General features: G+C 73.6%; 24 protein-coding genes, 1 tRNA gene and 1 pseudogene. 13 read left to right on the forward strand and 13 right to left on the reverse strand.

Going from position 1 to position 22,790, the window contains the following annotated elements; genetic code table 11:
- Nucleotides 1-35: 35 nt before the first annotated feature.
- Nucleotides 36-932 (forward strand): YwqG family protein, encoded by an 897-nt coding sequence (locus NFX44_RS16060; RefSeq protein WP_262284367.1) that lies wholly within the window; start codon nt 36-38, stop codon nt 930-932.
- A 385-nt stretch (nt 933-1,317) separates the two neighbouring features.
- Nucleotides 1,318-1,460 (forward strand): annotated as a pseudogene (locus NFX44_RS16065) (site-specific integrase); the annotation flags it as partial.
- 101 nt (nt 1,461-1,561) lie between these two features.
- Here NFX44_RS16065 and NFX44_RS16070 read toward each other — a convergent pair.
- A tRNA-Val gene (locus NFX44_RS16070) sits at nt 1,562-1,633 on the reverse strand.
- A 50-nt stretch (nt 1,634-1,683) separates the two neighbouring features.
- Nucleotides 1,684-2,217 carry a TIGR02611 family protein gene (locus tag NFX44_RS16075; RefSeq protein WP_262284368.1) on the reverse strand — a complete coding sequence of 178 codons (534 nt, stop codon included), beginning with the start codon at nt 2,215-2,217 and terminating at the stop codon, nt 1,684-1,686.
- A gap of 273 nt (nt 2,218-2,490) precedes the next feature.
- Between NFX44_RS16075 and NFX44_RS16080 the strand changes: the two genes are divergently transcribed.
- On the forward strand, nt 2,491-2,922 hold the full coding sequence (locus tag NFX44_RS16080; protein WP_007457244.1) for an SsgA family sporulation/cell division regulator: 432 nt from the start codon (nt 2,491-2,493) through the stop codon (nt 2,920-2,922).
- Between the two features lie 80 nt (nt 2,923-3,002).
- On the opposite strand, the gene NFX44_RS16085 is transcribed toward NFX44_RS16080, so the two are convergent.
- A complete protein-coding gene (locus tag NFX44_RS16085; protein ID WP_262284369.1) occupies nt 3,003-3,779 on the reverse strand; it encodes an SDR family oxidoreductase in 777 nt (258 codons plus the stop codon).
- Between the two features lie 151 nt (nt 3,780-3,930).
- On the opposite strand from NFX44_RS16085, the gene NFX44_RS16090 reads away from it, so the two are divergent.
- Nucleotides 3,931-4,842 (forward strand): helix-turn-helix transcriptional regulator, encoded by a 912-nt coding sequence (locus NFX44_RS16090; protein WP_262284370.1) that lies wholly within the window; start codon nt 3,931-3,933, stop codon nt 4,840-4,842.
- Nucleotides 4,843-4,849: 7 nt separating this feature from the next.
- Entirely contained in the window at nt 4,850-5,305 is a 456-nt protein-coding gene (locus tag NFX44_RS16095) for an Rrf2 family transcriptional regulator (protein WP_262284371.1), read from the forward strand.
- Between the two features lie 163 nt (nt 5,306-5,468).
- Here NFX44_RS16095 and NFX44_RS16100 read toward each other — a convergent pair whose 3' ends face one another.
- From NFX44_RS16100 to NFX44_RS33345, 3 genes are all read right to left on the reverse strand, one after another.
- Nucleotides 5,469-6,032 (reverse strand): flavin reductase family protein, encoded by a 564-nt coding sequence (locus NFX44_RS16100; RefSeq protein WP_262284372.1) that lies wholly within the window; start codon nt 6,030-6,032, stop codon nt 5,469-5,471.
- The gene (locus NFX44_RS16105; protein ID WP_262284373.1) at nt 6,029-6,649 is read right to left on the reverse strand and encodes a hypothetical protein; all 621 of its coding nucleotides are present in this window, start codon (nt 6,647-6,649) and stop codon (nt 6,029-6,031) included. Before NFX44_RS16105 ends, NFX44_RS16100 begins: the two co-directional genes overlap by 4 nt.
- 141 nt (nt 6,650-6,790) lie before the next feature.
- Nucleotides 6,791-6,940, reverse strand: a complete 150-nt coding sequence (locus NFX44_RS33345; RefSeq protein WP_369015318.1) for a putative leader peptide — start codon at nt 6,938-6,940, stop codon at nt 6,791-6,793.
- Nucleotides 6,941-7,108: 168 nt separating this feature from the next.
- On the opposite strand from NFX44_RS33345, the gene NFX44_RS16110 reads away from it, so the two are divergent.
- Both NFX44_RS16110 and NFX44_RS16115 read left to right on the forward strand, forming a co-directional pair.
- Nucleotides 7,109-7,288 carry a DUF4236 domain-containing protein gene (locus NFX44_RS16110; RefSeq protein ID WP_262284374.1) on the forward strand — a complete coding sequence of 60 codons (180 nt, stop codon included), beginning with the start codon at nt 7,109-7,111 and terminating at the stop codon, nt 7,286-7,288.
- Nucleotides 7,289-7,396: 108 nt separating this feature from the next.
- A complete protein-coding gene (locus NFX44_RS16115) occupies nt 7,397-7,921 on the forward strand; it encodes a potassium channel family protein (protein ID WP_262284375.1) in 525 nt (174 codons plus the stop codon).
- Here NFX44_RS16115 and NFX44_RS16120 read toward each other — a convergent pair.
- Both NFX44_RS16120 and NFX44_RS16125 read right to left on the reverse strand, forming a co-directional pair.
- Nucleotides 7,881-8,789, reverse strand: a complete 909-nt coding sequence (locus NFX44_RS16120) for a hypothetical protein (RefSeq protein WP_262284376.1) — start codon at nt 8,787-8,789, stop codon at nt 7,881-7,883. The genes NFX44_RS16115 and NFX44_RS16120 overlap by 41 nt on opposite strands.
- A gap of 24 nt (nt 8,790-8,813) precedes the next feature.
- A complete protein-coding gene (locus NFX44_RS16125) occupies nt 8,814-9,335 on the reverse strand; it encodes a VOC family protein (RefSeq protein ID WP_262284377.1) in 522 nt (173 codons plus the stop codon).
- 50 nt (nt 9,336-9,385) lie between these two features.
- Here NFX44_RS16125 and NFX44_RS16130 point away from each other — a divergent pair, with 50 nt between their 5' ends.
- The 3 genes from NFX44_RS16130 to NFX44_RS16140 all read left to right on the forward strand — a co-directional run bounded on the left by NFX44_RS16130 (nt 9,386) and on the right by NFX44_RS16140 (nt 13,754).
- Nucleotides 9,386-9,856 carry a MarR family winged helix-turn-helix transcriptional regulator gene (locus NFX44_RS16130; RefSeq protein ID WP_151462027.1) on the forward strand — a complete coding sequence of 157 codons (471 nt, stop codon included), beginning with the start codon at nt 9,386-9,388 and terminating at the stop codon, nt 9,854-9,856.
- A 48-nt stretch (nt 9,857-9,904) separates the two neighbouring features.
- Nucleotides 9,905-11,464, forward strand: a complete 1,560-nt coding sequence (locus tag NFX44_RS16135; protein ID WP_262284378.1) for a tetratricopeptide repeat protein — start codon at nt 9,905-9,907, stop codon at nt 11,462-11,464.
- A 67-nt stretch (nt 11,465-11,531) separates the two neighbouring features.
- Nucleotides 11,532-13,754, forward strand: coding sequence for a hypothetical protein (locus NFX44_RS16140; protein WP_262284379.1), 2,223 nt, complete (start codon nt 11,532-11,534; stop codon nt 13,752-13,754).
- Nucleotides 13,755-13,765: 11 nt separating this feature from the next.
- Here the strand turns inward: NFX44_RS16140 and NFX44_RS16145 are convergent, their stop codons facing one another.
- Nucleotides 13,766-15,214: a cell wall metabolism sensor histidine kinase WalK gene (locus NFX44_RS16145; RefSeq protein ID WP_262284380.1), complete on the reverse strand. Its 1,449-nt coding sequence runs from the start codon at nt 15,212-15,214 to the stop codon at nt 13,766-13,768.
- Nucleotides 15,211-15,867 carry a response regulator transcription factor gene (locus tag NFX44_RS16150; protein WP_262284381.1) on the reverse strand — a complete coding sequence of 219 codons (657 nt, stop codon included), beginning with the start codon at nt 15,865-15,867 and terminating at the stop codon, nt 15,211-15,213. Before NFX44_RS16150 ends, NFX44_RS16145 begins: the two co-directional genes overlap by 4 nt.
- 96 nt (nt 15,868-15,963) lie before the next feature.
- Between NFX44_RS16150 and NFX44_RS16155 the strand changes: the two genes are divergently transcribed.
- Nucleotides 15,964-17,094, forward strand: coding sequence for a sigma-E factor regulatory protein RseB domain-containing protein (locus NFX44_RS16155; RefSeq protein WP_262284382.1), 1,131 nt, complete (start codon nt 15,964-15,966; stop codon nt 17,092-17,094).
- Nucleotides 17,095-17,378: 284 nt separating this feature from the next.
- Nucleotides 17,379-19,598: an AAA family ATPase gene (locus NFX44_RS16160; protein ID WP_262284576.1), complete on the forward strand. Its 2,220-nt coding sequence runs from the start codon at nt 17,379-17,381 to the stop codon at nt 19,596-19,598.
- Between the two features lie 190 nt (nt 19,599-19,788).
- On the opposite strand, the gene NFX44_RS16165 is transcribed toward NFX44_RS16160, so the two are convergent.
- Entirely contained in the window at nt 19,789-20,211 is a 423-nt protein-coding gene (locus tag NFX44_RS16165) for a hypothetical protein (RefSeq protein ID WP_262284383.1), read from the reverse strand.
- 302 nt (nt 20,212-20,513) lie between these two features.
- Between NFX44_RS16165 and NFX44_RS16170 the strand changes: the two genes are divergently transcribed.
- Nucleotides 20,514-20,894: a hypothetical protein gene (locus NFX44_RS16170; protein WP_262284384.1), complete on the forward strand. Its 381-nt coding sequence runs from the start codon at nt 20,514-20,516 to the stop codon at nt 20,892-20,894.
- Between the two features lie 63 nt (nt 20,895-20,957).
- Here the strand turns inward: NFX44_RS16170 and NFX44_RS16175 are convergent, their stop codons facing one another.
- Entirely contained in the window at nt 20,958-21,905 is a 948-nt protein-coding gene (locus tag NFX44_RS16175; protein ID WP_262284385.1) for a sporulation protein, read from the reverse strand.
- Nucleotides 21,906-22,008: 103 nt separating this feature from the next.
- The gene (locus NFX44_RS16180) at nt 22,009-22,785 is read right to left on the reverse strand and encodes a DeoR/GlpR family DNA-binding transcription regulator (RefSeq protein WP_262284386.1); all 777 of its coding nucleotides are present in this window, start codon (nt 22,783-22,785) and stop codon (nt 22,009-22,011) included.
- Between the last annotated feature and the right edge of the window lie 5 nt (nt 22,786-22,790).

The raw sequence follows: 22,790 nt of genomic DNA on the forward strand, positions 1-22,790 counted from the left end.
GGTCCCGGAACACCCATCTGCGATGATGCTCCGCTATGGAACTATTCGGGCCGTTTCGCCGCGAGGCGATTGAGCGGGGCATTCCGGCGGATCAGGTTGACAGGTTCGCCGAGCAGTTGCGATTCGCGATCTGGGTAGGTGGCGGTGACCGCGGCGAGGATGTTGTCGGGCAGAGCGGCGGGCTGCCCCGTTTACCTGCCGGCACGGAGTGGCCGTCCGAGCGCGGGATTCCGTTGCCGTTCGTCGCGTCCCTCGACTGCGCGGCCCTTCCGAAGGTCGAGAAGCTTCCCCTGCCGGTGGACGGCTCGCTGCTCTTCTTCCTGGATCCTGAGCAAGCCTTTGACGCGTGTAGTCGCGGCTACGACGCGTACGCGCGGGTCCTGTACGTCCCCGCAGGCACTGAGACAGCGGTCCGGCAGCTGCCGTCCGACGGTGAGGTCCCGCGCCCTTACGCCGAGTACAGGCTTTATGCCGAGGTCGTGCCGGAGCTGCCACCCGGGCTCGAGCCCGACGACGAGGACATGGACGACCCCCTCATGTTCGCGTCGGACACCGTGAAGCAGCTGGTTGGTGAGCTGACGCACACCGATGAACTCATCGCACTGGTCCAGGATCTCTGGCCGACGGAGACGGGCCTGTCATCCCTACGCATCGGTGGATACACGAAAAGAATCGGAGGCTCGTACTCTCCGGAGGAACAGATGGCGCGTGCGAGCCTCCGGGCCCGACTGGAGACCGAACCTGACCTTCCGCGGTCCGAGAGGATCCGCTGGCGCCGCGAAGAGGAATCCCGACTGATTCGCGAATGGGTGCCGCTCGCCCAGTTCCCCACCGAATACTCTTTCCACTTCGGACGCTTTTTGATCAGATTCGACGATCTGGCCGCCGGCCGCTTCGACAATATGCGCTCATTCCCAGCGTTCACCGAGTAGGCCGAGAAGAGCTACCTCACCGGATTTCGATGCAGGCCCTGGTCGGACGTGTCACCCACGTCCCGAGACTGATCCGTCACGCAGGTCCTGAGACCCGGCAGCCGGCAGCCGGTCGGCTGCAGAGTCGTAGAGGAAGAGGCACCCGGACCGGCAAGATGGGGCCACCAGTCGTTCAGGTTCTTGAGGAGGTTCCGGTACCAGCAGCCTTGACCAGACGCGCTCGAAGCTTCGTCCACGCCCATGGGCACCGCGTGTACACCGAGATGAGCAGTGACATCCCGGGACCAGCTTGAGCCGTTCGCCGAAGTCGCTGGCCTTTCGGACACATGGTGGCGAGGTGGGGACACGGTGGTTGCCGTGTACCAGGGCGAAGCTCGCCTTGCCGCTGGTCCTCGTCACCGGCCTCCGTAAGGGCGAAGCCCTCGGACTCACCTGGGAGGACGTAGACCTCGACGCCGTAGAGCTGACCATCGGCCGCCAGCTCCATCGGGTGACCATGGAGATCTACACGCAGATCGAAGGCGACGCGGGAAGGACTCAAGCGCCTCGGCGATTCTCTCGGCCACTGACCGCTGCTGTATCGAAGCAAAGGCCACCTCCCAGAGCCGGGAAGTGGCCTTTGACCTGCGTGGGCGATACTGGGATCGAACCAGTGACCTCTTCGGTGTGAACGAAGCGCTCTCCCGCTGAGCTAATCGCCCTCAGCGCCGATGACTCTACCTGATCGAGACCCCGGACCAAAAACGGGGTCTCAGTGCGTCGCGAGGTAGTGCAGGGTCCTCGCCACGAGGTCGATCCCCAGGCTGTACTTGAGCGACAGCCACAGCACGACCGACACGAACACCAGCCCGGCGGCGCCCAGGGCGCACCGCACCGGCAGTGACCGGCTGGTCGCCCACCGCGTCCAGGCGTTGACGTGGCGGCGGGTGAAGGCGAGCAGCCGCCGCGCCCAGTGGAACTCGACGGCCCAGACGCCGAGGCCGGCGATCACCAGCAGCCAGCCGGGTCCGGGCAGCGGGATGAGAGCGATGCCGATGGTGACCACGATGGCGCCGAGCAGGCCGATGAAGATCTTGAGGGCGACCCGTCCGGTGGGGTTGGCCCGGATCAGTTCGAGGGTGGTGTGCAGGCGGGCGCGCCATCCGGTGTGGCGCCGCTCGGCGAGAGCGGTCCTCGGACCCCCTTCGACAGGCACCTCGTACCCCCGCCTTTTGGCTGCTCGGGCCGCACCTTTCGGTGGGCCGGCCGTGGTCCTCGCTTCCACCGAGGAACCCCTCGTGACCATTTCCACCCCCAGTGTCGCCCGGGACCGTCACCCCTGCTGAGGACTGGACGTTACCGGAGTAAGTCGACGACTGAACCACCCGTTGCCGGGCGGGATGACGGATCGGGCGGAAGCGGAAATCCTACAAGAACTTTCATGTTCTCGAAGGCTTTCCGACCCCCTTCCCACCACTGGGTGAAGTCAGCGTATGGCGGAGCGTAGCCAGGAGCAGCACCTGAGTATGGGAAAAGCGGGACACGCGCGTTCCGCAGCGGTGCCGGGGGGAGAACGTCCATGAGTGTCATCCGACCGACGACCGTAGAGGTCGAGACGTCGCTAAGGCTCGTCGCGCCTGACGCCACCGCCTTGCCGGTGCGTGCCAGTCTGCGTTACGACCCTGCTGACCCGTATGCGGTCCATGTCCTGTTCCACGCCGAATCCGCCGGCGGCGAGGCGGTGAGCTGGTCGTTCGCGCGCGAACTGCTGGTCACCGGTCTCGACGAGCCGGCCGGCATCGGCGATGTCCGGGTCTGGCCGTGGGCCACCCCGCGCGGCGACTTCGTCGCGCTCGCGCTGTCGTCGCCGGACGGCAACGCCCTCTTCGAGGTCCCGCGCAGCGTGCTCGTGCGCTTCCTGCGCCGGACCTACGTCGTCGTCCCGCGCGGCCGCGAGGCCGAGCACCTGGACGTCGACACGGCGGTGAACCGGCTGCTCGCCGGTCGCTGACACGGCACACCCGGGGCCGCGCGGATCTGCCGAGTCCGCGCGGCCCCGGGCCGTCGGTGCCGGGGTACGCCAGGAGCAGCTCAGCCGTGCGTGGTGATCCCACCGTCGACCGGGATCACCGCCCCGGTCAGGTACGCGCCGGCGCGCGACGACAGGTAGATCGCCGTGCCCGCCATGTCGTCGGGGCGGCCGATGCGGCCCAGCGGCACCTGCTGCTCGATGGCGGCCCGGGAGGCCGGGTCGTCCAGCGCGAAGGCCATCATCTTGCTCTCGAACGGCCCGGGCGCGATGGCGTTGACGGTGATCTGCTCGCCGGCGAGCTGGTGGGCGAGGCTGCGGGTGAGCATGTGCACGGCCGCCTTGGTCGCCGAGTAGGCGTACACCTCCATCCAGGGCACCCGGATGCCGTCGATCGAGCCGATGTTGATCACGCGGGCCGGGTCGTCGGGGGTCGCCGCGGCGCGCAGCGCGGGCAGCAGCGCGGTGGTGAGCCGGAAGACGGCCTTGACGTTGACCGCCCACAGCTTGTCGAACGCGGCCTCGGGGTAGGACTCCAGGGGCGCGCCCCAGGTGGCGCCGGCGTTGTTGACCAGCACGTCGAGCCGGTCGGTGCGGTCCCGCACGGCCTGTGCCAGCCCGAGCGCGCCGTCGTCGTGGCCGAGGTCGGCGGGGATGGCCTCGCAGTGCCCCTCGGCGGAGAGCTCCTTGGCCACGGTCTCGCAGACGTCGGCCTTGCGCGAGGAGATGATGACCTTGGCGCCGGCCCGTACGAAACCCCGGGCGATCATCAGGCCGATCCCCCGTGAGCCGCCGGTGACCAGCACCGTCTTGCCTTCGACCGAGAACAGATCCGTCATGCCCATCCCATCGCCGGTGTACGGGGCCGCGGGTCGGTCGGGCGACCCCGGCGCTACCGATCGGTAACCTAACCGTCGCCGGTCAGTGCCGACAAGACCGGCCGAAACCGTCGAGATGCAACGTGCGCGCCGGGCGGTTACCGTCGGGACGATGGTCACTACCGGTCAGCCCTCCCCGGCAATCCGCACCGACCTGTCCGCTCCCGTCGACGCCGACGAGATCGTCACCGGTGCGCTCGCCGACCTGGCGCCCGCGTCCGGCTGGTCCCGGCCGGTCCTGCTCGACGCCGACCTGCTGATCCTGGTCACCCATGGGCACGGCACCGCCGAGCTGGACTTCCGTGCGCTGCCCTGCCGCCCGGGCACGCTGCTGCGGGCCCGGCCCGGTCAGGTGCTGCGCTGCCTCGGCCCGCAGCTCGACGCGACGGTGGTGCGGTGGGGTCCGGCGACGCTGCGCGGCCTGGACGTCGATCCCGACGCGGTGCCGGCCTACCGGCAGCTCGCCGGCGAGGACGAGGACGCGGTGATCAGCGAGGTGACCCAGCTGGCGGTGGACGCCGACCGGCACGCCGGCGTCCCGGCCGCGGTGGCGCTGCTGCGCCACCAGCTCGCCGTGCTGCTGCTGCGGTTGAGCCTGCTGCCCGGCACCGGGGAGCGCGCGACGCCGCGGGCCGAGACGGAGACCTTCCGCCGGCTGTGCCGGGAGGTGGAGCGCGGCTACCGGCACACCCGGCGGGTGGAGGACTACGCCGCCCAGCTTGGCTGCTCGGTGCGTACCCTCACCCGGGCCTGCCTGGCGGTGACCGGCCGCAGCGCCAAGCAGGTGATCGACGAGCGGGTGGCGTTGCAGGCCAGCCGGCTGCTCGCCGCCACCGACGAGCCGATCGCCCGGATCGGCCGGCGGCTCGGCTTCCCCGAGCCGACCAACTTCGGTCGGTTCTTCACGCGGGAGATAGGGGTGAGCCCGGGCGGCTTCCGGGCCGCCCGGGAGCAACCACTGCCCGTCCGCATGGTGCGCCCTCGCCCGCCCGCCGACTCCCCCGCCCCCGCCGGGCGGGCATGATGGCAGGGTGCAGATCTCCGCGCGCGGCGACTACGCGGTCCGGGCCGCTCTGAGCCTGGCCACCGCGTACCCCACCCTGGTGTCCACCCAGGCCATCGCGGCCGAGCAGGACATGCCCCGCAAGTTCCTCGAGGCGGTCCTGGCCGACCTGCGCCGGGCCGGCATCGTCCGGGCCCAGCGCGGCGCCGAGGGCGGCTACACCCTGGCCCGCCCGCCGCGCGACATCACCATCGGGCAGATCCTGCGCGCCGTCGACGGTCCCCTCGCCGGGGTACGCGGGCTGCGTCCCGAGGAGACGCGGTACGAGGGCGCGGCGGAGAACCTGCCCCGGCTCTGGGTGGCCGTCCGGGCCGCCGTTCGGCAGGTGGTCGACGAGGTGAGCCTGGCCGAGATGGCCAGCGGGAAGCTCCCGGGCCACGTCCGCAAGCTGATCGCCCGCCCCGACGCCTGGGAGCCCCGCTGACGCCTCAGAGGGTGCTGGCCACCTCGGCGTAGTCGAGCCGGGGCAGCCGCTCCCGCCAGGCGGCCGGCGCCGGCCGGCCGATGTTCATGAGCAGCAGCACCCGCAGCGGCTGGGCGTTCATCGCGGTCGGGCCGTTGCGGACCAAGGTCGGTGACCGGTGTGCTCACCACGACTCCGGCCGGGCGGCGAGGGTGGTGGTGTACCCGCCGCGGTGGTGCACGAGCGGGTCGCCGTCCTCGCCGGCGCCGATTGCCAGGGGCTCGGCGAGCACGAGGGTGTGGTCGCCGGCCTCGACGCGGCGGACCACCCGGCAGAGCAGCACGGCCAGGGCGTCGCCGATCAGCGGCACCCCGAACGGTCCGGCCTCCCAGCCGGGGTGGGCGGCGAACCGGTCGATCCCGCTGGTGGCGAAGATCTTCGCGACCTCCTGCTGGCCGGAGGCGAGCAGGTGCACGGCCACGTGCTCGGCGTGGGCCACAGTCGGCCAGCTCGACGACTCGCGGCCGAGGCAGAACGAGAGCAGCGGCGGGTCCAGCGACACCGAGGTGAACGCGGTGGCCGTGAAGCCGGCCGGCGGCAGCGGCGGCAGGCGCCGGCCGGTGTGCAGGCCGGGGGTGGTCACCACGGTGACCGTGGACGCCTGCCGCCGCAGCAGGCCGCGGATCGTGTCGTTGTCGACCGGACGCAGCTCGACGGTGCGCGCCCCGGGCCGGTCCACGGTGGTCACGCGGTCACCAGCTCTCGGTCGGCGTAGGTGCTGGCCGGGCGGGACAGGCCGTAGTGCTCGCGCAGGGTGCGGCCGGTGTACTCGTGCCGGAACAGGCCGCGCCGGCGCAGCAGCGGTACGACGTGGTCCACGTAGGCCTCCAGTCCGTGTGGCAGCAGGGGTGGCAGGACGTTGAAGCCGTCGGCGGCGCGCTGGGTGCACCAGAGCTCGATCTGGTCGGCGGTCTGCTCGGAGGTGCCGGCGACGACGCGGTGCCCGCGACCGCCGCCGAGCCGGCCGATGAGCTGCCGGATGGTGAGCTTCTCCCGCCGGGCCAGGTCGACGACGAGCTGGTTGCGGCTCTGGTGCGACTGCACGGCGCTGACGTCGGGCAGGTCGGGCAGCGGCCCGTCCGGCGGCAGGCCGGTGAGATCGAGACCGGTCATGCCGGAGAGCTGGGCGAGGGCGTGCTCGGGCACGATCAGCGCCTCCAGTTCGTCGGCGAGGGCACGGGCCTCGACCTCGGTACCGCCGATCACCGGCGCGATGCCGGGGCCGCAGCCCGCGGCGGCGGTGAGGGCGAGCAGGGTGACGGCGGCGGCGAGGGTACGCCGCGGCGACTGACGGGTCGAGGGCATGGAGAGGTCTCCTGATCTGTCCACGATGCGGTGGCGAGGGCCCGCGAGGGGCGCGAGAGCACGGCGCTGCCGGCCGGGCCACGATGCGTCGGCGACGGGAGCGGAAGGGCGGAGGAGATGCGACGACCGAGAGCGGTCAGCTCAACAGAGCGCGCTCGCGTGCCGGACGAGGTCGACGTGCACGCGAGCGGTGAGGAGAAGCTCGTCCCGCTGCGACATGACCTCATGCTGCCGACCGTTCTCCGCGCCGGTCAATGCCCTTCCACAGATTGAGACTTGCGTCGCTGGCATTGTTACCACCCGTCACGACCAGCATTTACCGCCCCCTAACACCTACCCGTTGGATAGAGATTGTGGCGGGCCGGACAGGCACCGTCCAGACCGGAGCGAACGGGTTTCGCGAACCGTCGTTTCGGGCATGTTCGATCCCGCAGACGCAGGGAGACAAAGGAGGACCCCATGGGCATCCAGTTCCGCAAGCGCAAGAAGTACGGTCCGGTGATCCTCCACTTCACGGAGAACGGCTTCTCGTCCTGGAGCCTCAAGATCGGCCGGTGGTCGTGGAACTCCAACACCCGCGCCCACCGCGTGGACCTGCCGGGGCCGCTCTCCTGGAAGCAGGACAAGACCCGGGCGTGACGTCCCGAGGTCGCGCGGGGTGCCGGTGGTCCACCGGCACCCCGCTCGGCGTCGGGCGGGCTTCCCCGTTCCGCCGACGGGAACCCCGCCACGGCGGAGAATCGCGGAGTGGCGGACCAGTCCTTCCGGCGGGAGCGGCGGCGGGCCGCAGCGGCCGTCGCGCTGCTGCTGCTCGCCTACTTCGTGGTCCCGGTCGAGCCGGACCCGAACGGCCTGCGCCTCGCCCTGCGTTCCGCCGGCACCCTGACCCTCGTGCTCGTGGTCGCGTTCCTGGTCACCGGCCAGGTACGCCGCCAGCTCGCCGCCGCACCGCCGACGGGTGACGCGGAGATCCGGGCGCTGATCCGGCTCACCGTCGCCCTGATCGCCGGGCTGCTGGTCTTCGCCCTGGCCGACTACGTGGTGGCGAACAGCCGACCGGCCGAGTTCAGCGGCTTGCGCACCCGGATCGACGCGCTCTACTTCGCGCTCGCCACGCTCACCACCGTCGGCTACGGCGACGTCAACGCCGAGGGGCAGATCGCCCGGGTGGTGGTCTGCGCGCAGATGGTGTTCAGCATCGGGGTGATCGCCACCGGTGCGTCCATGGTGGTCAGGCAGATGACCCAGCGGCCGCGCCCGACACGGCGCTGATCAGCACGTCCCCGCCGAGCCGGCCGTGTTCGGGGTCGCGGGACACCGCGCCGGCGGTGAGCAGCGAGGCGAGCGCCCGGTTGGCGTCGGCGGCCCGGTAGACCGTCGAGGTGGCGGCGAAGCGGCGCAGCTCGGTCACCGTACGCGGGCCGGAGCGGGCGAGTTCGGCCAGCAGTTCGCGGCGCAGCGGGCCGGGTTCCGGGTCGAGGCTGATGTCGAGCAGCCGCCCCGCCGGGTCGGCCGGGTCGCGGTAGCGCACCCCCGCGTACTCGTCGACCGCCCAGAGCGCGTCCTTGACCGCCTCCAGACCCCGGTCGGAGCCGGTCGCGTAGCCGAACAGCCGGGCCGGCCCGCCGTCGGCCGGCACCAGCTCGACCTCGGTGACCAGCGGGAAGCCGGCCCCGGTCAGCGCCGCGCGCAGCGACCGGCCGGGCGCGGTGACCAGCAGCACCTCGGCCGGGCGGCCGGACGCGGCGGCGGCCAGCAGGGCCGGGTCGGGCTCGCCGCCGTCGACCACGGTGAACAGCGGGGCTCCCGCCGCGCCGGCCGCCTTGAGCGCCACCGGCAGCCGGTCCGGCCGGCCCGGCACCACGTGCACGGCGACGTCCGCCGGCAGGGCGGCCTCGGCCGCGCCCAGCCGGGCCGGCAGCTCCGCCCCGCCGTCGGCGACCACGAGCACGGTCAGCCGCCGGCCGCGCAGCCGGTCGGCGAACTCGGCCACCACCCGCAGCGCGGCCTCCGCGCCAGCGACGTCGCTCCCGGCGTACGCGAGAGCGAGGGTGGCCCGCCGCGAACGGTGCAGCGCGGCGGGCAACCAGTGGTCGAGTTGCCGGACGAGCAGCTCGCGCAGGACGGCGTCGGTCGACATGCTGCCGTTCTACCGCATGGACGGTCAGGCGGGAACGGAGATCCCCACGCCGCCGCGGGTCTGACCGCCGTAGCGCTGCCGCTCGCGGTCCAGGTCGAGCCGGCCGATCCGCTTGCGGGCGGCGAGGGCCGCGTCGTCGAGCAGGGCGGCCGGCACGATCCAGACGATCTCGAACTCCAGCCCGTCGGGGTCGCGGCCGTAGAGGCTCTTGGTGGTCCCGTGGTCCGAGGTGCCCACCAGGGCGCCGGCGGCGGCCAGCCGCTCGGCGGTGGCGGCCAGCTCATCCAGGGTGTCCAGCTCCCAGGCGAGGTGGTAGAGGCCGACGGTGGCCCGGCCGGCCGGGGAGGGTCCGGCGGCCGCGCCGATCTCGAACAACCCGAGGTCGTGGTCGTTGGTGGAGTCGGGCGCCTGGAGGAACGCGGCGCCCCGGAAGCCGTCCGGCGTCATCGGCACCGGCCGGAAGCCGAGCACGTCGCGGTAGAAGGCGACGCTGCGGTCGAGGTCACGGACGTAGAGGACGGCGTGGTTGAGGCGGTGGATTCCCATGACACCGACCGTAGCGCGGTTTTGTTGAGCGTTCAACAACTTGCGGTATGATGGCCGTCATGACCCGGTGGCTGGACCCCGACGAGCAGCGGACCTGGCGGGCGTTCCTCACCGCCTCCCGCGCGCTGATGGACACCCTCGACCGCGAGCTGCAACGCGACGCCGGGATGCCGCACGCCTACTACGAGATCCTGGTCCGGCTCTCCGAGGCCCCCGACCGGCGGCTGCGGATGAGCGACCTGGCCGACGCCACCGGCTCCTCGCGCAGCCGCCTCTCGCACGCCGCCGCCCGGCTGGAGGCCGCCGGGTGGATCCGCCGGGAGGAGTGCGCCACGGACCGGCGCGGCCAGCTCGCCGTCCTCACCGACGCCGGCTTCGCCACCCTGGCCGCCGCCGCACCCGGCCACGTCGCCGGGGTACGCCGGCACCTGTTCGACGCGCTCAGCCCGGCCCAGGTGGACCAGCTCCGGCGGATCAGCGAGACCCTCGCCGACCACCTGACCGGATCGCGACCAAACTGATCCACAGCGGGGGTTGTACTTACCGTCGTCGGATGAGCACGATGGGGCGTGTCCTCCGGCTTCGCTGACCTGACTGTCCAGGCGCACCACCTGGTGTCCGAAGGCGACCTCACCGGTGCCCAGCAACTGCTCGCCGACGCCCTGAGCGACGCCGACCCCCGCCCCGCCAACGCCTCCGCCGAGCTGGCCGAGGCCGCCGGCCTACAGGCCCGGGTGCTCGTGGCGCTCGGCGAACCGCACTCCGCACGCGGCTGGGCCGCGTTCGCGTACGCGGCCACCACCCGGCTGTTCGGGCGCTCCGACGAGCGCACGGTCACCGCCGCCGCGACCCTGGCCGCGGTGCTGCACAGGGTCGGCAGCGACGCCCGCGCCGCACGGCTCTACTCCGACGTCATCATCGAGCTGACCGCCCGCGACGGGCCGGAGTCGCAGCGGGTGCTGGCCGCGCACGCCGACCTGGCCACGGTGGAATACGCCCGCGGCCAGTGCGACCTGGCCCGCGACCGGCTGCAGGACGCCTGGGAGCTGCACCGCGAGGTCTACGGCGACGGCCATCCCAGCGGCATCAAGATGCTGGCCAAGCTCGGTGCCATGGAACGCGACTGCGGCCGCTACCCCGAGTCCCACGAGCACCTGACCCTCGCCGAGGAGCTGTGCCGGGAGCACCTGGCCGCCGACGACCCGCTGGCCACCCAGGTCGCCGGGCTGGTCCGGGCCGCCGCCGACCCGGACCATGTCTGCGCGGCGGAACCACCGGCCCGGGAGACCCCCGTGGTGCCGGCCGCCCGCGTCCCCCCGCCCGCCGAGGGGCCGCCCGACCTGCCGCCCTACCGGCCGCCGACGCTCGACGACCCGGTCGAGACGCCGCTCTACCGCCCGCCCGACCGGGCCGAGGCCCCGCACGTGCCGACGCCCCGCACCCCGCCCGAGGCGGACGACGAGGCGTTCGCCGACTACCCCTGGCCGCCGGACGAGCCGGCCGACGAGCCCTGGCGGCCCGGGGAGAGCGCGCTGCCGCCGACCGTGGTCGGCCTGACCGACGCCGAGCCGGCGGGCGTACGCCGGGTGCCCCCGGCCGCCGAGCCCGAGGCGCCGTCGCGCCACCTGCCCGTGCACGTGCCCCGGCCGGCCGCCGCCGAGCGCCGGAACACGCCGTGGCTGCCGCTGGTGGTGGCCGGGGTGGTGGTGGCGCTGCTGCTCGGCACCATCGCCGTGATCGCCGGGGTGTCCCGGGTGGACCGCGGGCGGGACACCCCGGCGCCCGCGCCGACCGGGCGGGCGTCCTCGGCCGGTCCCACCGCCGGCACGCCGACCGCCGCGCCGGCCGCCTCACCCGGCACGCCGCCCGGGCAGCTCACCCTGACCGACCGGCGGGACAGCATCCTGCTGAGCTGGACCTACCCGGCCGGGGCCGAGGGGCCCGTGGTGGTCGCCGGTGGCCGCTCCGGGCAGCCGCAGCGCACCTTCCTGACCCTGCCCGCCGGCTCCGCCGACTACATCGCCTACGGCCTCGACCGCACCACCGACTACTGCTTCACGGTCGCGCTGGTCTGGTCGACCGACAGCGTCGCGCGGACCGGCCCGGTCTGCACGAAACGGCGCCGCTGACCGTCGGTCCCCCGCGGGTTGTGCCGTATCGGCGGTGGGCGCGCCGTGGGTCTGTGACCCTGTCGTCGTGGACACCGCACCGGGGGGCGACACCGTCGAGCTGAGGGTGCACGGGGTGTCCGGCGGGACCGCGGAGAAGATCCTCGACCATCCGATCGTCGACCGGGTCGCCGGGGACGGCCACGCCGGGTTCTACCGGCCCCGGCCCGGGGCCGGTCCGGCGGGCGGGGCCACCGCCGGGATCGCCGTCGAGGCGTACCGCTGGGGTGCGCTGACGGCCGGCACCGCGGTGCGGACGGCCTCCATGCTGCTGCTCCTGCCGTTCATGCTGAGCAACCTCGCGATCCGGTTGCGCCCGGCATCGACCGACCGGTCCGCCCTGTTCGCGGTGCTGTGCCGGCTGCTGGCCGGAACCCTCACGGCCGCGTTCGTGCTCTCCGCCGTCGGGGTGACGCTGGACCTCGTCGGCTGGCAGTGCGTGCCCTACCACCGGTGCCGCGACGGCCGCCCCTACCTGTCCTGGCTGCACGCCCTGCCGATGGGCCCCCGGCTGGCCCTGCTCGCGCTCGTCCCGCTGTTCGGGCTGCGCGTCATCTGGCGCCTGGGCGCCCGCTCGGCGCGGGCGTTCGAGGGGTTCGGCGCGCCACCGTCCCGCCCCCAGCCCTTCCGCGTGAACGAGAGCCTCAGCCTGCCGGGATTCTGGGACGACGAGCGGACGCCGGCGTGGCTGCGGCGGATCCACGTGACGATCGGCGCCGGCACGCTGGATGTCAGCCTGCTCGCCGGGATCTCCTCCGCGGAGGGCGTGGCCGGCCGGATCCTGTTCGTCGCCGCCCTCGGCCTGCTCGCCTGCGGCGGGGTGCTGCTCTGCCTGCCCGTGCCGGCCACCCCGCGGACCGTCCGCCGCGTGCTGCGCCCGTTGTCGGGAGCGACCGCCGCGGTGACCCTCCTGAGCCTCGGGTACGCCGCCCTGGCCCGCGACATCCGTCTGCTGCCCGGGCAGTTGCCCGGCTACGAGGGGACGGTCGGTGGCCTGATCGCGGCGCAGGGCCTTCTCGTGATGGTGCTCGCCCTCGTCACGGTGGCGCCCCGGGCGGCCGGCACCCGGCCCTTCCTGGCCGGGCTCGGCATGCCGGTCGTGGCGGCGGCCTCGGTCACAGTCGCCGGCGCCCTCGCCGCCGCCCTGGTCTTCCGGGTCGCCGACTTCCTCGACCGTGGCTCCGTCCCCGGCCCGATCCGGCCGGACCCGTCGGACACCGCTCCCCTGGACCCGCCGGTCGCCTACTGGTGGGCCGCGCTGGCCGGCCTGGCCGCACTGGTGATCGCCACCGCCGCGGCCTCCCTCACGCTCCTGGTCACCCGCCGCAGGAGGCGGCGCCGCGCCGCGCGGATCGTGGAGCGGGACTACCCGGACGTCCCGGCCCGGGAGACGAACCGGCGCGAGGAGGTCCGGGAGGCCATCGCCAGATCCCGGGTGGCCGAGGAGCTGGGGCCCATCCTCATCACGTTCCTCGTGATGTCCTCGCTGGGCTTGGCCACCATCGCATTCGACGTGATCGGCATCGGGCCCACCCAGCTCGTCGGCAGGCTCACCGCGGAACCCGAGCACGCGACCCTGCTGACCGCGTACGTCACCGACGGCGGGGTCTGGCTCATCAGCCTGCTCGTCATCGGCCTCATGATCCTCGCCTTCCGCTCGTACCGGTCGGCGCAGACGCGGCGCACCGTGGCCGCCCTGTGGGACCTCGGCGACTTCTGGCCCCGTACCGTCCACCCCTTCGCGCCGCCCTGCTACGCCGCCCGGGCCGTGCCCGAACTCGCCAAGCGGGTCTCCGCGCTCGGCGCGCGCGGCAAGGTCGTCATCTCGGGACACAGCCACGGCTCCGTCCTGGCCGCGGCCACGATCCTGCAACTGCCGCCGGACGTCCTGCGCCGCGTGGCGCTGCTGACCCACGGGTCCCCGTTGAGCCGCCTCTACACGCGCCTCTACCCCGCCTACCTCGGCCCGCGGACGCTGTGCGACCTGGGCGACCGGCTCGACTGGCGGTGGCGCAACCTGTGGCGCGACACGGACCCGGTCGGCGGGCCCATCTTCGACCCGTCGGAGGGCGGGAACGTGGCCTGCGGGGCGCCGGAGACGCGGTCCGTCGACGTCCGGCTCCGCGATCCGAGCAGCCTCACCATCGATCCGGCGGACACCGTGCCACCACCGCTCGAACGGCACTGGCCGTACCACACGCGTACGGCGTACCAGACCGCCGTGCGTGACCTCGCCGCCCGGATCGGCTGACGCCGGGGAGTTCAGTCCACCTCCGGGTCGGCCAGCGCCGGCAGCCGTACCGTCACACGCAGCCCCGGGGTGGCCGCCGCCGGCTCGGCGTCGGCCAGCTCGACGGCGCCGCCGGCCCGGCGGACCAGCTCCCGCACGATGGCCAGGCCGAGGCCGGCGCCGCCGGCGTCACGCGCCCGGGCGTCGTCCAGGCGGGTGAAGCGGGCGAAGACCCGCTCCCGGTCCGCCGCCGGGATGCCCGGCCCGTCGTCGGTCACCGTGACCAGGTGGTACGCCGAACCGCCCCGCTGCCGGGGCACCGGCGGGTCGGTGTGCGGGCCGGTGACCGCGAGCCGCACCTCGCCGTGCGCGTGCCGCAGCGCGTTCTCCACGAGGTTGACCAGCACTCGGCGCAGTTCCCCCGGGTCCCCCTCGGTCCAGAGCGGCCCGGCCGGTGGGGTGTGGCGCAGCGGCGGGGACGGATAGCGATCCGCCACCCCGCGGAGCAGCTCCCCCAGCTCCACCGGGCCGACCGCGTGCGGCGCGGGACGGTCCGGCCGGGCGGCCTGTTCGTCGAGGCGGGCCAGCAGCAGCAGGTCGTCGACGAGCCGGCTGAGCCGCTCGGTGTCGGCGAGCAGGTTCTCCGCGACCGCCGGCCAGTCCGGGTCGCCCAGCCGCCGGGCCACCTCCAGCTCGGTGCGCATGTTCGTTAGGGGGCTGCGCAGCTCGTGCGCGGCGTCGGCGACGAACGCCCGCTGCCGGTCCCGGGACGCGGCCAGCCGGTCCAGCATGTCGTTGAGGGTGACCGCCAGCCGCTGGATCTCGTCCCGCCCGGCCGGCACGGGCAGCCGCTCCGCCCCGGCCCGGCCGGTGATCTCGGCGGCCCCGCTGCGCAGCGCCTCCACCGGGCGCAGGGTCGCCCCCACCACCCGCCAGGCCACCACGGCCAGCCCGGCCACCAGCAGCGGGAAACCGACCAGCAGCAGGTTCCGGACCACGTGCAGGCTGTGCCGGACGTCGGACATCGACTTCGCCACCAGCACGGTGCGCGGCTCGTCCGGGGTGCCCGCCGGCACGGTCACCACCCGCACCGGCCCGGTCAGGCCGACCCGCCGCCCGTCCACCACCAGCCGCTGGCGCTCCCCGGCGCGCAGCTGGTCGGCGCCGAGCATGGGCACCAGCCGGTCGGCGTCGATGGAGGCGGCCCGGATCCGGCCCTGGCCGTCGATCACCTGGACGCGGAGCTGCCCGCCGGCCACCGGCAGCGGATCGGGCAGCGCGTCCTCGGCGGTCAGCAGCGCGACGGCGTCCGCGGTGCGGAGCGCCTCGGCGTCGACGGAGCGCTGCAACGTCCAGCCGAGCGCGCCGAGCAGCAGCGCCCCGCCGAGCGCGAACCCGAGGACCAGCCCGAGCACCCCGAGCGCGAGCAGCCGGGACCGCAGCCCGAGGTCCGGCAGGAGCGCGCTGAGCCGGCGCCTCATGTGGCGAGCCGGTAGCCGGCGCCGCGGACCGTCTCCAGCCGGTCCCGGCCGATCTTCCGGCGCAGGTAGCCGACGTAGACCTCGACCGCGTTCGGCGCGGTCTCCACCGAGGCGTCCCAGACGTGGTCCAGCAGCTCGGTCTTGGAGACCACCTCGCCGGGGCGGCGCATCAGGTAGGCGAGCAGGGCGTACTCGCGGGCGGTCAGGGCCACCTCGGCGTCGGACCGGGTCACCCGCCGCCGCGCCGGATCCAACCGCAGGTCACCGACCGCGAGCACGGCGGGGCGCTCCGGGGCGCCGCGGCGCAGCAGCGCCCGCAGCCGGGCCAGCAGCACCACGTACGAGAACGGCTTGGTGAGGTAGTCGTCGGCCCCGCAGTCCAGACCGTCGGCCTGGTCGTACTCGCCGTCCTTGGCCGAGAGCATCAGCACCGGCAGCCAGCGCTCCTCGGCGCGCAGCCGGCGCACCACCTCGTAGCCGGACAGCCCGGGAAGCATCACGTCGAGGATCATCGCGTCGTAGTCGCCGTGCCGGGCGGCGTCCAGCCCGCCGGGCCCGGTGGGCTCGACGTCGACCACGAAGCCCTCCGCCTGCAGACCCCGCCGCAGCGACGCGGCCAGCCGCGTCTCGTCCTCCACCACCAGCAACCGCACGGGTCAAGGGTGCCACCAGGTGACACCCCCTAGGGAATCTCCTCAGCGCTCTCACAGCGGCCCTGGTGCACCATCTACCGTCAGGAGGTGCACATCATGTCCGTACTGAAGAACCGCGCCGTGCTGCGCTGGCTGGTCCCGGTGACCGCGGGGGTCGCCGTGATCGGGGGCGGCGCCGCCGTCGGCACGTTCGCGGCCGGCGCCGACCCGGCGCTGCCGCCGCGCACCGCCGCCCAGCTCCTGGAGGACCTGCGGACGTCCCGCCTCGACGGGCTCTCCGGCACCGTCGTGCAGCGCGCCGACCTCGGGCTGCCTCCGATCGCCGGGCTGGTCGGGCAGGCCGCCGGGAACGAACTGGCCAGCCTGGTCAGCGGCACGCACACGCTGCGGGTCTGGTACGCCGGCCCGGAGCGGCAGCGGCTCGCCCTGGTCGACACGCTGGGCGAGCGGGACGTGCTGCGCGACGGGCGCGACGTCTGGACCTGGGACAGCCGGGCCAACACGGCGTCCCACCGGAAGCTGCCGGCGGACGCCAAGGACCTCGAGTCGGCACCGGCCACCCCGGCCGACGCCGCCGACCGGGCGCTCGAGGCGATCGACCCGAGCACCGCGGTCACCGTCGGCCGCTCCGCCACCGTCGCCGGGCGCAGCGTGTACGAGCTGGTGCTGACCCCGCGCGACCGGGACTCGCTGGTGCACCAGGTGCGGGTCGCGCTGGACGCGAAGGAGCACGTGCCGCTGCGCTTCGAGGTGCTCGCCGACGGCGTGGACGAGCCGGCGTTCGAGGTGGCCTTCACGCAGGTCGACTTCCGCACGCCGGACGCCGACCAGTTCCGGTTCAACCCGCCGCCTGGTGTGACGGTCAAGGAGGAGCCGGCGGGTGACGAGCGCGGGCCGGCCGGCCGGCAGCACCGGGAGCGGGGCGAGGCCGACCCGGACGTGCGTACCGTGGGGACCGGCTGGACCACCGTGCTGGTGGCGAAGCTCGACGCGGCCGGCGCCGCGGGAGCGGCGGGCGGGAAGCCGGGCGCGAAGCCGGGCGAGGCGGCCGGACCGGACGCCGACATGATGGCGAAGGTGCTCGGCGGGCTGCAGCGGGTGAGCGGCGACTGGGGCAGCGGCCGGCTGCTCACCGGCAAGCTGTTCAGCGTGCTGCTCACCGACGACGGCCGCGTGCTGGCCGGTCTCGTGCGGCCCGAGCGGCTGTACCAGGCGGCGAAGGGCTGAGATCCCCGCAAGCGGACTCCTCGGGGTCCGGTCGGCGTGTGCCGGCCGGGCCCCGCTTTCGTGTGCGAGCCTGCGGTGTGGCGTGGTCGTGGACGCCGGCGAGGCTTGGTCCGGCGGCCCACCGCGCGGTATCTTTCTCAGTTCAAACACAAAAAGGAATGGCTTCAGAAAGCCATTCCTGCCGCAATTCTAGGCGATGAGGAGCCGGCTTGTCAACGCACTCCGCCGTGTCGGGTGAGCTGCACCAGAACGACGAGATCGGTCGCGAGCAGAAGTACGTCTCGATGCTCTACGACCGGCTGGACGGGCTGCGGGACCAGGCCGCCCGCCGGCTCACCGAGGAGCTGCGCGCCACCGGCGGCACGCAGCAGGCCCGGTCGCAGCGCGACTTCACCGTGCGGATGTACGCCGAACAGGTCGAGCAGTACGCCGCCGTGGAGGCCGGCCTCTGCTTCGGCCGCCTCGACGGCGACGACGACTCGTGCCACTACATCGGCCGGATCGGCATCTTCGACACGTCCGGCGACTACGACCCGCTGTTGATCGACTGGCGCGCCCCCGCCGCCCGTGCCTTCTACCTGGCGACCGCCGCCAACCCGCAGGGGGTCCGCCGGCGGCGGCACCTGCGCACCCGGGAGCGGAAGGTCACCGGGCTCAACGACGAGGTGCTGGACATCGCCGCCGCCTCCCCCACCGCCCACGAGGAGGTGACGGGCGAGGCGTCGCTGCTCGCCGCGCTGAACGCCGGGCGTACCGGGCGGATGCGCGACATCGTCGAGACCATCCAGGCCGAGCAGGACCGGATCATCCGGGCCGACCTGCCGGGCGTCATGGTGGTGCAGGGCGGGCCGGGCACCGGCAAGACCGCGGTGGCGCTGCACCGGGCCGCGTACCTGCTCTACACCCACCGCCAGCAGCTCTCCACCCGGGGTGTGCTGCTGGTCGGCCCGAACCCCACCTTCCTGCGCTACATCTCCCAGGTGCTGCCGGCGCTGGCCGAGACGGGCGTGCTGCTGCGTACCCAGGCCGACCTCTTCCCCGGCGTGCACGCTCGGCGCACCGAGCCGGCGGCCACCGCGGCGCTGAAGGGCCGTGCCGTGCTGGCCGAGGTGCTGGCCAACGCGGTGCGGGACCGGCAGTGGGTGCCGGACGAGCCGCTGGAGATCGAACTGCCCCAGCGGGAGATCCTCACCCTCGACCCGGAGACCGTGCGCCAGGCTCGGGAGCGGGTCCGCCGCACCGAGCGCCCGCACAACCTGGCCCGGGCGCTGTTCGACATCGAGATCGTGCACGCGCTCGCCGACCAGGTGGCCGAGCGGATCGGCGCCGACCCGCTCGGCGGGGAGAACCTGCTCTCCGAGGCCGACCGGGCGGAGATCCGCCGGGAGCTGCGCGACGAGCCGGGGATCCGGGCCGCGCTGGACGAGCTGTGGCCGGTGCTCACCCCGCAGCGGCTGCTCGCCGACCTGTTCGAGTCGCCGGAGCGGATCGCCGCCGCCGCGCCGATGCTCACCGACGCGGAGCGGGCCGCGCTGCACCGGGAGCCGGGCGGCTGGACGCCGGCCGACGTGCCGCTGCTGGACGAGGCGGCGGAACTGCTCGGCGAGGACGAGCGCGCCGCCGCCGCCCGCCGGGAGCGGATCCGCGCCCTGGAACGCGAGTACGCCGAGGGCGTGCTGGAGATCTGGCGGGGTTCGCGCTCGATCGACGTGGAGGACGAGGCGGACGGCGGCGAGATCCTCGGCGTCACCGACCTGATCGACGCCGACCGGCTCTCCGAGCGGCAGGAGGAGGCCGACCGGCTCACCACCGCGCAGCGTGCCGCCGCCGACCGTACGTGGGCGTTCGGACACGTGATCGTCGACGAGGCGCAGGAGCTGTCGCCGATGGCCTGGCGCCTGCTCATGCGCCGGTGCCCGAGCCGGTCGATGACGATCGTGGGCGACGTGGCACAGACCGGCGCGCTCGCCGGCACGCCGTCGTGGCAGGAGGCGCTGGCGCCGTACGTGGCGGACCGGTGGCGGCTGGAGGAGCTGACCGTCAGCTACCGCACCCCGGCCGAGATCATGGCGGTCGCCGCCGAGGTGCTGGCCGAAATCGACCCGGCGTTGCGCCCACCCCGCTCCGTACGCGCCAGCGGCGTGCCGCCGTGGGACCGTACGGTGCCGGCGGACCGGCTCGCCGCCGAGCTGGTCGAGGCGACCGCCCGGGAGGCGGCCGGGCTGGCCGACGGCCGGCTCGGGGTGATCGTGCCGGCCGGCCGGGTGGACGAGCTGGGGGCGGCGGTCGTCGCCGCGCTGCCCGAGGCGACCGTCGGCGAGCAGCCGGAGCTGGCGAACCGGGTGGTGGTCCTCACCACCGAGCAGGCCAAGGGCCTGGAGTTCGACTCGGTGCTGGTGGTGGACCCGGACCGGATCGTCGCCGAGTCCCCACGCGGCCACAGCGACCTCTACGTGGCCCTGACCCGAGCCACCCAACGCCTGGGCATCCTCCGCACCCCCTGACCACCCCCCGGGCCCACGCCCTACACCCCGTTGATCATGAGGTTGGCGGCGGAAATGGAGATCAACACCGCCGTCAACCTCATGATCGACGCGGGTGGGGAGGGGTGAGGCGGGAGCGGGAGGGGTCCGGCCCCAGGCGCGGGCGGAGGGGGCGGCCTTGGCCGCCCCCTCCGCCCTTTGTGCCCGGGTGTCAGCCGGGGTTGGCCTGGTCGTTGGTGAAGTTGCCGACCTGGCTGCCGCTCGACGAGGCGTCGCTGGTGGAGCCGCCGGCCGGGGTGCTCAGGCCGCCGGTGGTGGCGTCGCCCGTGGTGGTCGGGGCCACCCTGCCCCGGTGCTGCTCCGGCTGGCGGGCCACCCGGCGGACGCTGGCCGGACCGGCGGTGCCGCCGGTCGTGGTGACCGCGCCCTGGCCCCGGGTCGGGCCGCCGTCGCGCAACACGTTCGGGTCGACCGGGGCGTGCGCCGGGTCGTCCGGATCCTCCTCCTGGATGACCCGCAGCACGTCGGTCTGCGGCACGGTGACCTCGTCGAGCGCGCCCTCGCCGTAGACGCCGCCGGCGATCCGCTCCTCGGCCCGCCGGGCGGCCTGCTGCCGCATGTCGTCCTCACGCACGTGAACCACCTCGCAGATTTCTCGGGATCTTCCTTGCGTGCCCGACGACCGGAGGCTGAAACCGGCCGGCCCGTGCGGCCCCGGCTGCGCCCACTACCCGCCCGGATGTCCGTTTCCCGGCATCGTCCCGGGGTCCTGGCCGCCGGCGCTCCTATTCGGCCGCGAGGTGGCGTTACCTCACCGGGGCCAGGGGTAGACCGAGGGTGCCCCCGCCACAGAGCGCGAACCGCGCCGTGGCCGACCTGCGGCAGCGGGGCGGGTGGTGTGCAGAGAACGACTCATCAAATCCTGAGGAGGACCAGATGAGCACGCAGGCTGCATCCGCCAGGCCGATGAACCGGCCGGCACAGGACATGTCCAACCGGGCCGCCATGCAGGAGACGCCGACCCGCCCCATGCCGATGATGCACGACGGGCATCGGGAGCAGGCGATCCAGTCGCCCGGTACGGAGACCAAGCCGTCGTTCGCGACGACCGAATTCTGGGTCTACGTCGCGTCGGTCGCGGCCGTGCTGGTGGCGTCCTTCCTGGTCGGCAAGAACTCGGTCGGGGTGGACATCTTCCGCGCCCCGCAGGCCTGGTTCTTCATCACGCTGCTGACCATCGGTTACCTGGGTAGCCGCGGCCTGGCCAAGGCCGGAAGCAACTTCCGCAGCGGTGAGGAGCGCAAGGCCCGGCACTGACCGGAGCCGCTCCTGAGACGACGAGCCCCCGGGGAGTCCCCCCGGGGGCATCGTCGCGTGTGGTCACTCCCCGCCGAAGTCGCCGAAATCGCCCTCGAAGGCGTCCTCGATCAGCTCACCGGCGACCAGGCCGCCCGCTACACCCAGCGCGGCGCCGGCCACCATGCCGCCCATGCCCGCGCCGCGGTGCCCGTGGTGCCCGTGCGGCGCGCCGAAGCCGTGCGCGCGCAGGTTGCCGTAGCGCGAGGTGGTCTCCCGCAGCCAGCCGTCGACCACCTGGACCCAGTCGGTGCGGCCCGCGTCGCTGTGCGGGACGGCGTAGCGACCGAAGGCGTCGTGCCCGGGGGTGAGGAAGCCGCCGCGCTTGTCGCACTCCAGGATCACCTCGACGCCGTGCTGGCTGGTGACGAAGGTCAGCTCGACCTCGTTGGTCACCCGGGCGTACTGGGGCGCGGCGAAGAACTCGATCTCCTGGTAGAAGGGGAGCGTCTGCTGCACCCCACGGATGTGGCCGCGCTCCAGGTCGGCGTGCTTGAACCGGAAGCCGAGCGCCTGGAAGGCGTCGAGGATGCGCTCGTGGATCGGCAGCGGGTGCACCGCCACCTGGTCCAGGTCGGACTTGTCCACGGCCCGGGCGATCGCCAGCTCGGTGCGCAGGCCCATGGTCATGCCGTGCAGCCGCTGGCCGTACACGTCGGTGACCGGGGTCTCCCATGGCACCGGGAGCTGGAACGGGATGGACAGCTGCTGCTTCGGGGCCAGCTCCAGCGGCCCGCTCACCGGCATCCGGTGGAACTCCATGACGCCGGCGTACTCGGTGTCGCCGCTCTCGATCTCGACCCGGGTGACCAGGCCGACGGTGATCTGCTCGATGCTCGCCGGTGCGTCGCCGCCGACCAGGTTGACGTGCCCGTCCAGGGTCAGGCCCGGCCGGGTGTTGGGGTTGGTCAGCACGGTGTCGACGCTCGGGCCGCCCACGCCGAACGCGCTCAACATCTTCTTGAAGACCATCGCCACTCCGCTTCCACCGTGGGCGCGCTCCACCCTGGAGCGCACGGGGCCACGAAGGGGACCCTAACCTGGGCGCCTGTGAAGTGCCTGAAAGCCGGGCCGGTCAGTCGACGTCGACCACAATGAGCTCACCGACCTGCTCGCCGATCTGCTGGCGGCCCTCCGGGGGCAGCCCGCCGTCGGTGACGAGCACGTCGGCCGCTTCCAGCGGGGCGATGGTGGCGATGCCGATGGTCTCCCACTTGGTATGGTCGGCGAGCACCACGAGCCGCCGGGCCGCGCCGATCAGCCGCCGGTTGACGGCCGCCTCCAGCAGGTTCGGGGTGGTGAACCCGGTGCGCGGGCTCATCCCGTGCACGCCGAGGAAGAGCAGGTCGACGTTGAGCGCCGCGATGGCCGCCTCGGCCACCGGCCCGGTCAGCGCGTCCGAGGGGGTACGGATGCCGCCGGTGAGCACGACGGTCTGGTCGGCCCGCGGGTTCTGGTAGAGGGCGTCGGCGACCGGGATCGAGTTGGTGACGACGGTCAACCCCCGGACGTCGGCCAGCCGGGCGGCCAGGGCGGCGGTGGTGGTGCCGGCGGAGAGCGCGATGGCCATGCCGGGCTCGACCAGGCCGGCGGCCCGCTCGACGATGGCCCGCTTCTCGGCCTGCTGCCGGATCGACTTGGCCGCGAAGCCCGGCTCCTCGGCGGAGCCGGGGCCGGCCAGTGTCGCTCCCCCGTGGACCTTGTCGACCAGGCCCCGTTCGGCGAGCACCTCCAGGTCCCGCCGGATGGTCATGTCCGACACCCCGAAGCGGCTGACCAGGTGGCTGACCCGGACGCCGCCGCGCTGGCGGATCAGCTCCAGGATGGCGGTCTGCCGTTGCTGGGCGAGCATCGAAC

Source organism: Micromonospora sp. MA102 (genome assembly GCF_025460765.1).
GTDB lineage: Bacteria > Actinomycetota > Actinomycetes > Mycobacteriales > Micromonosporaceae > Micromonospora > Micromonospora halotolerans.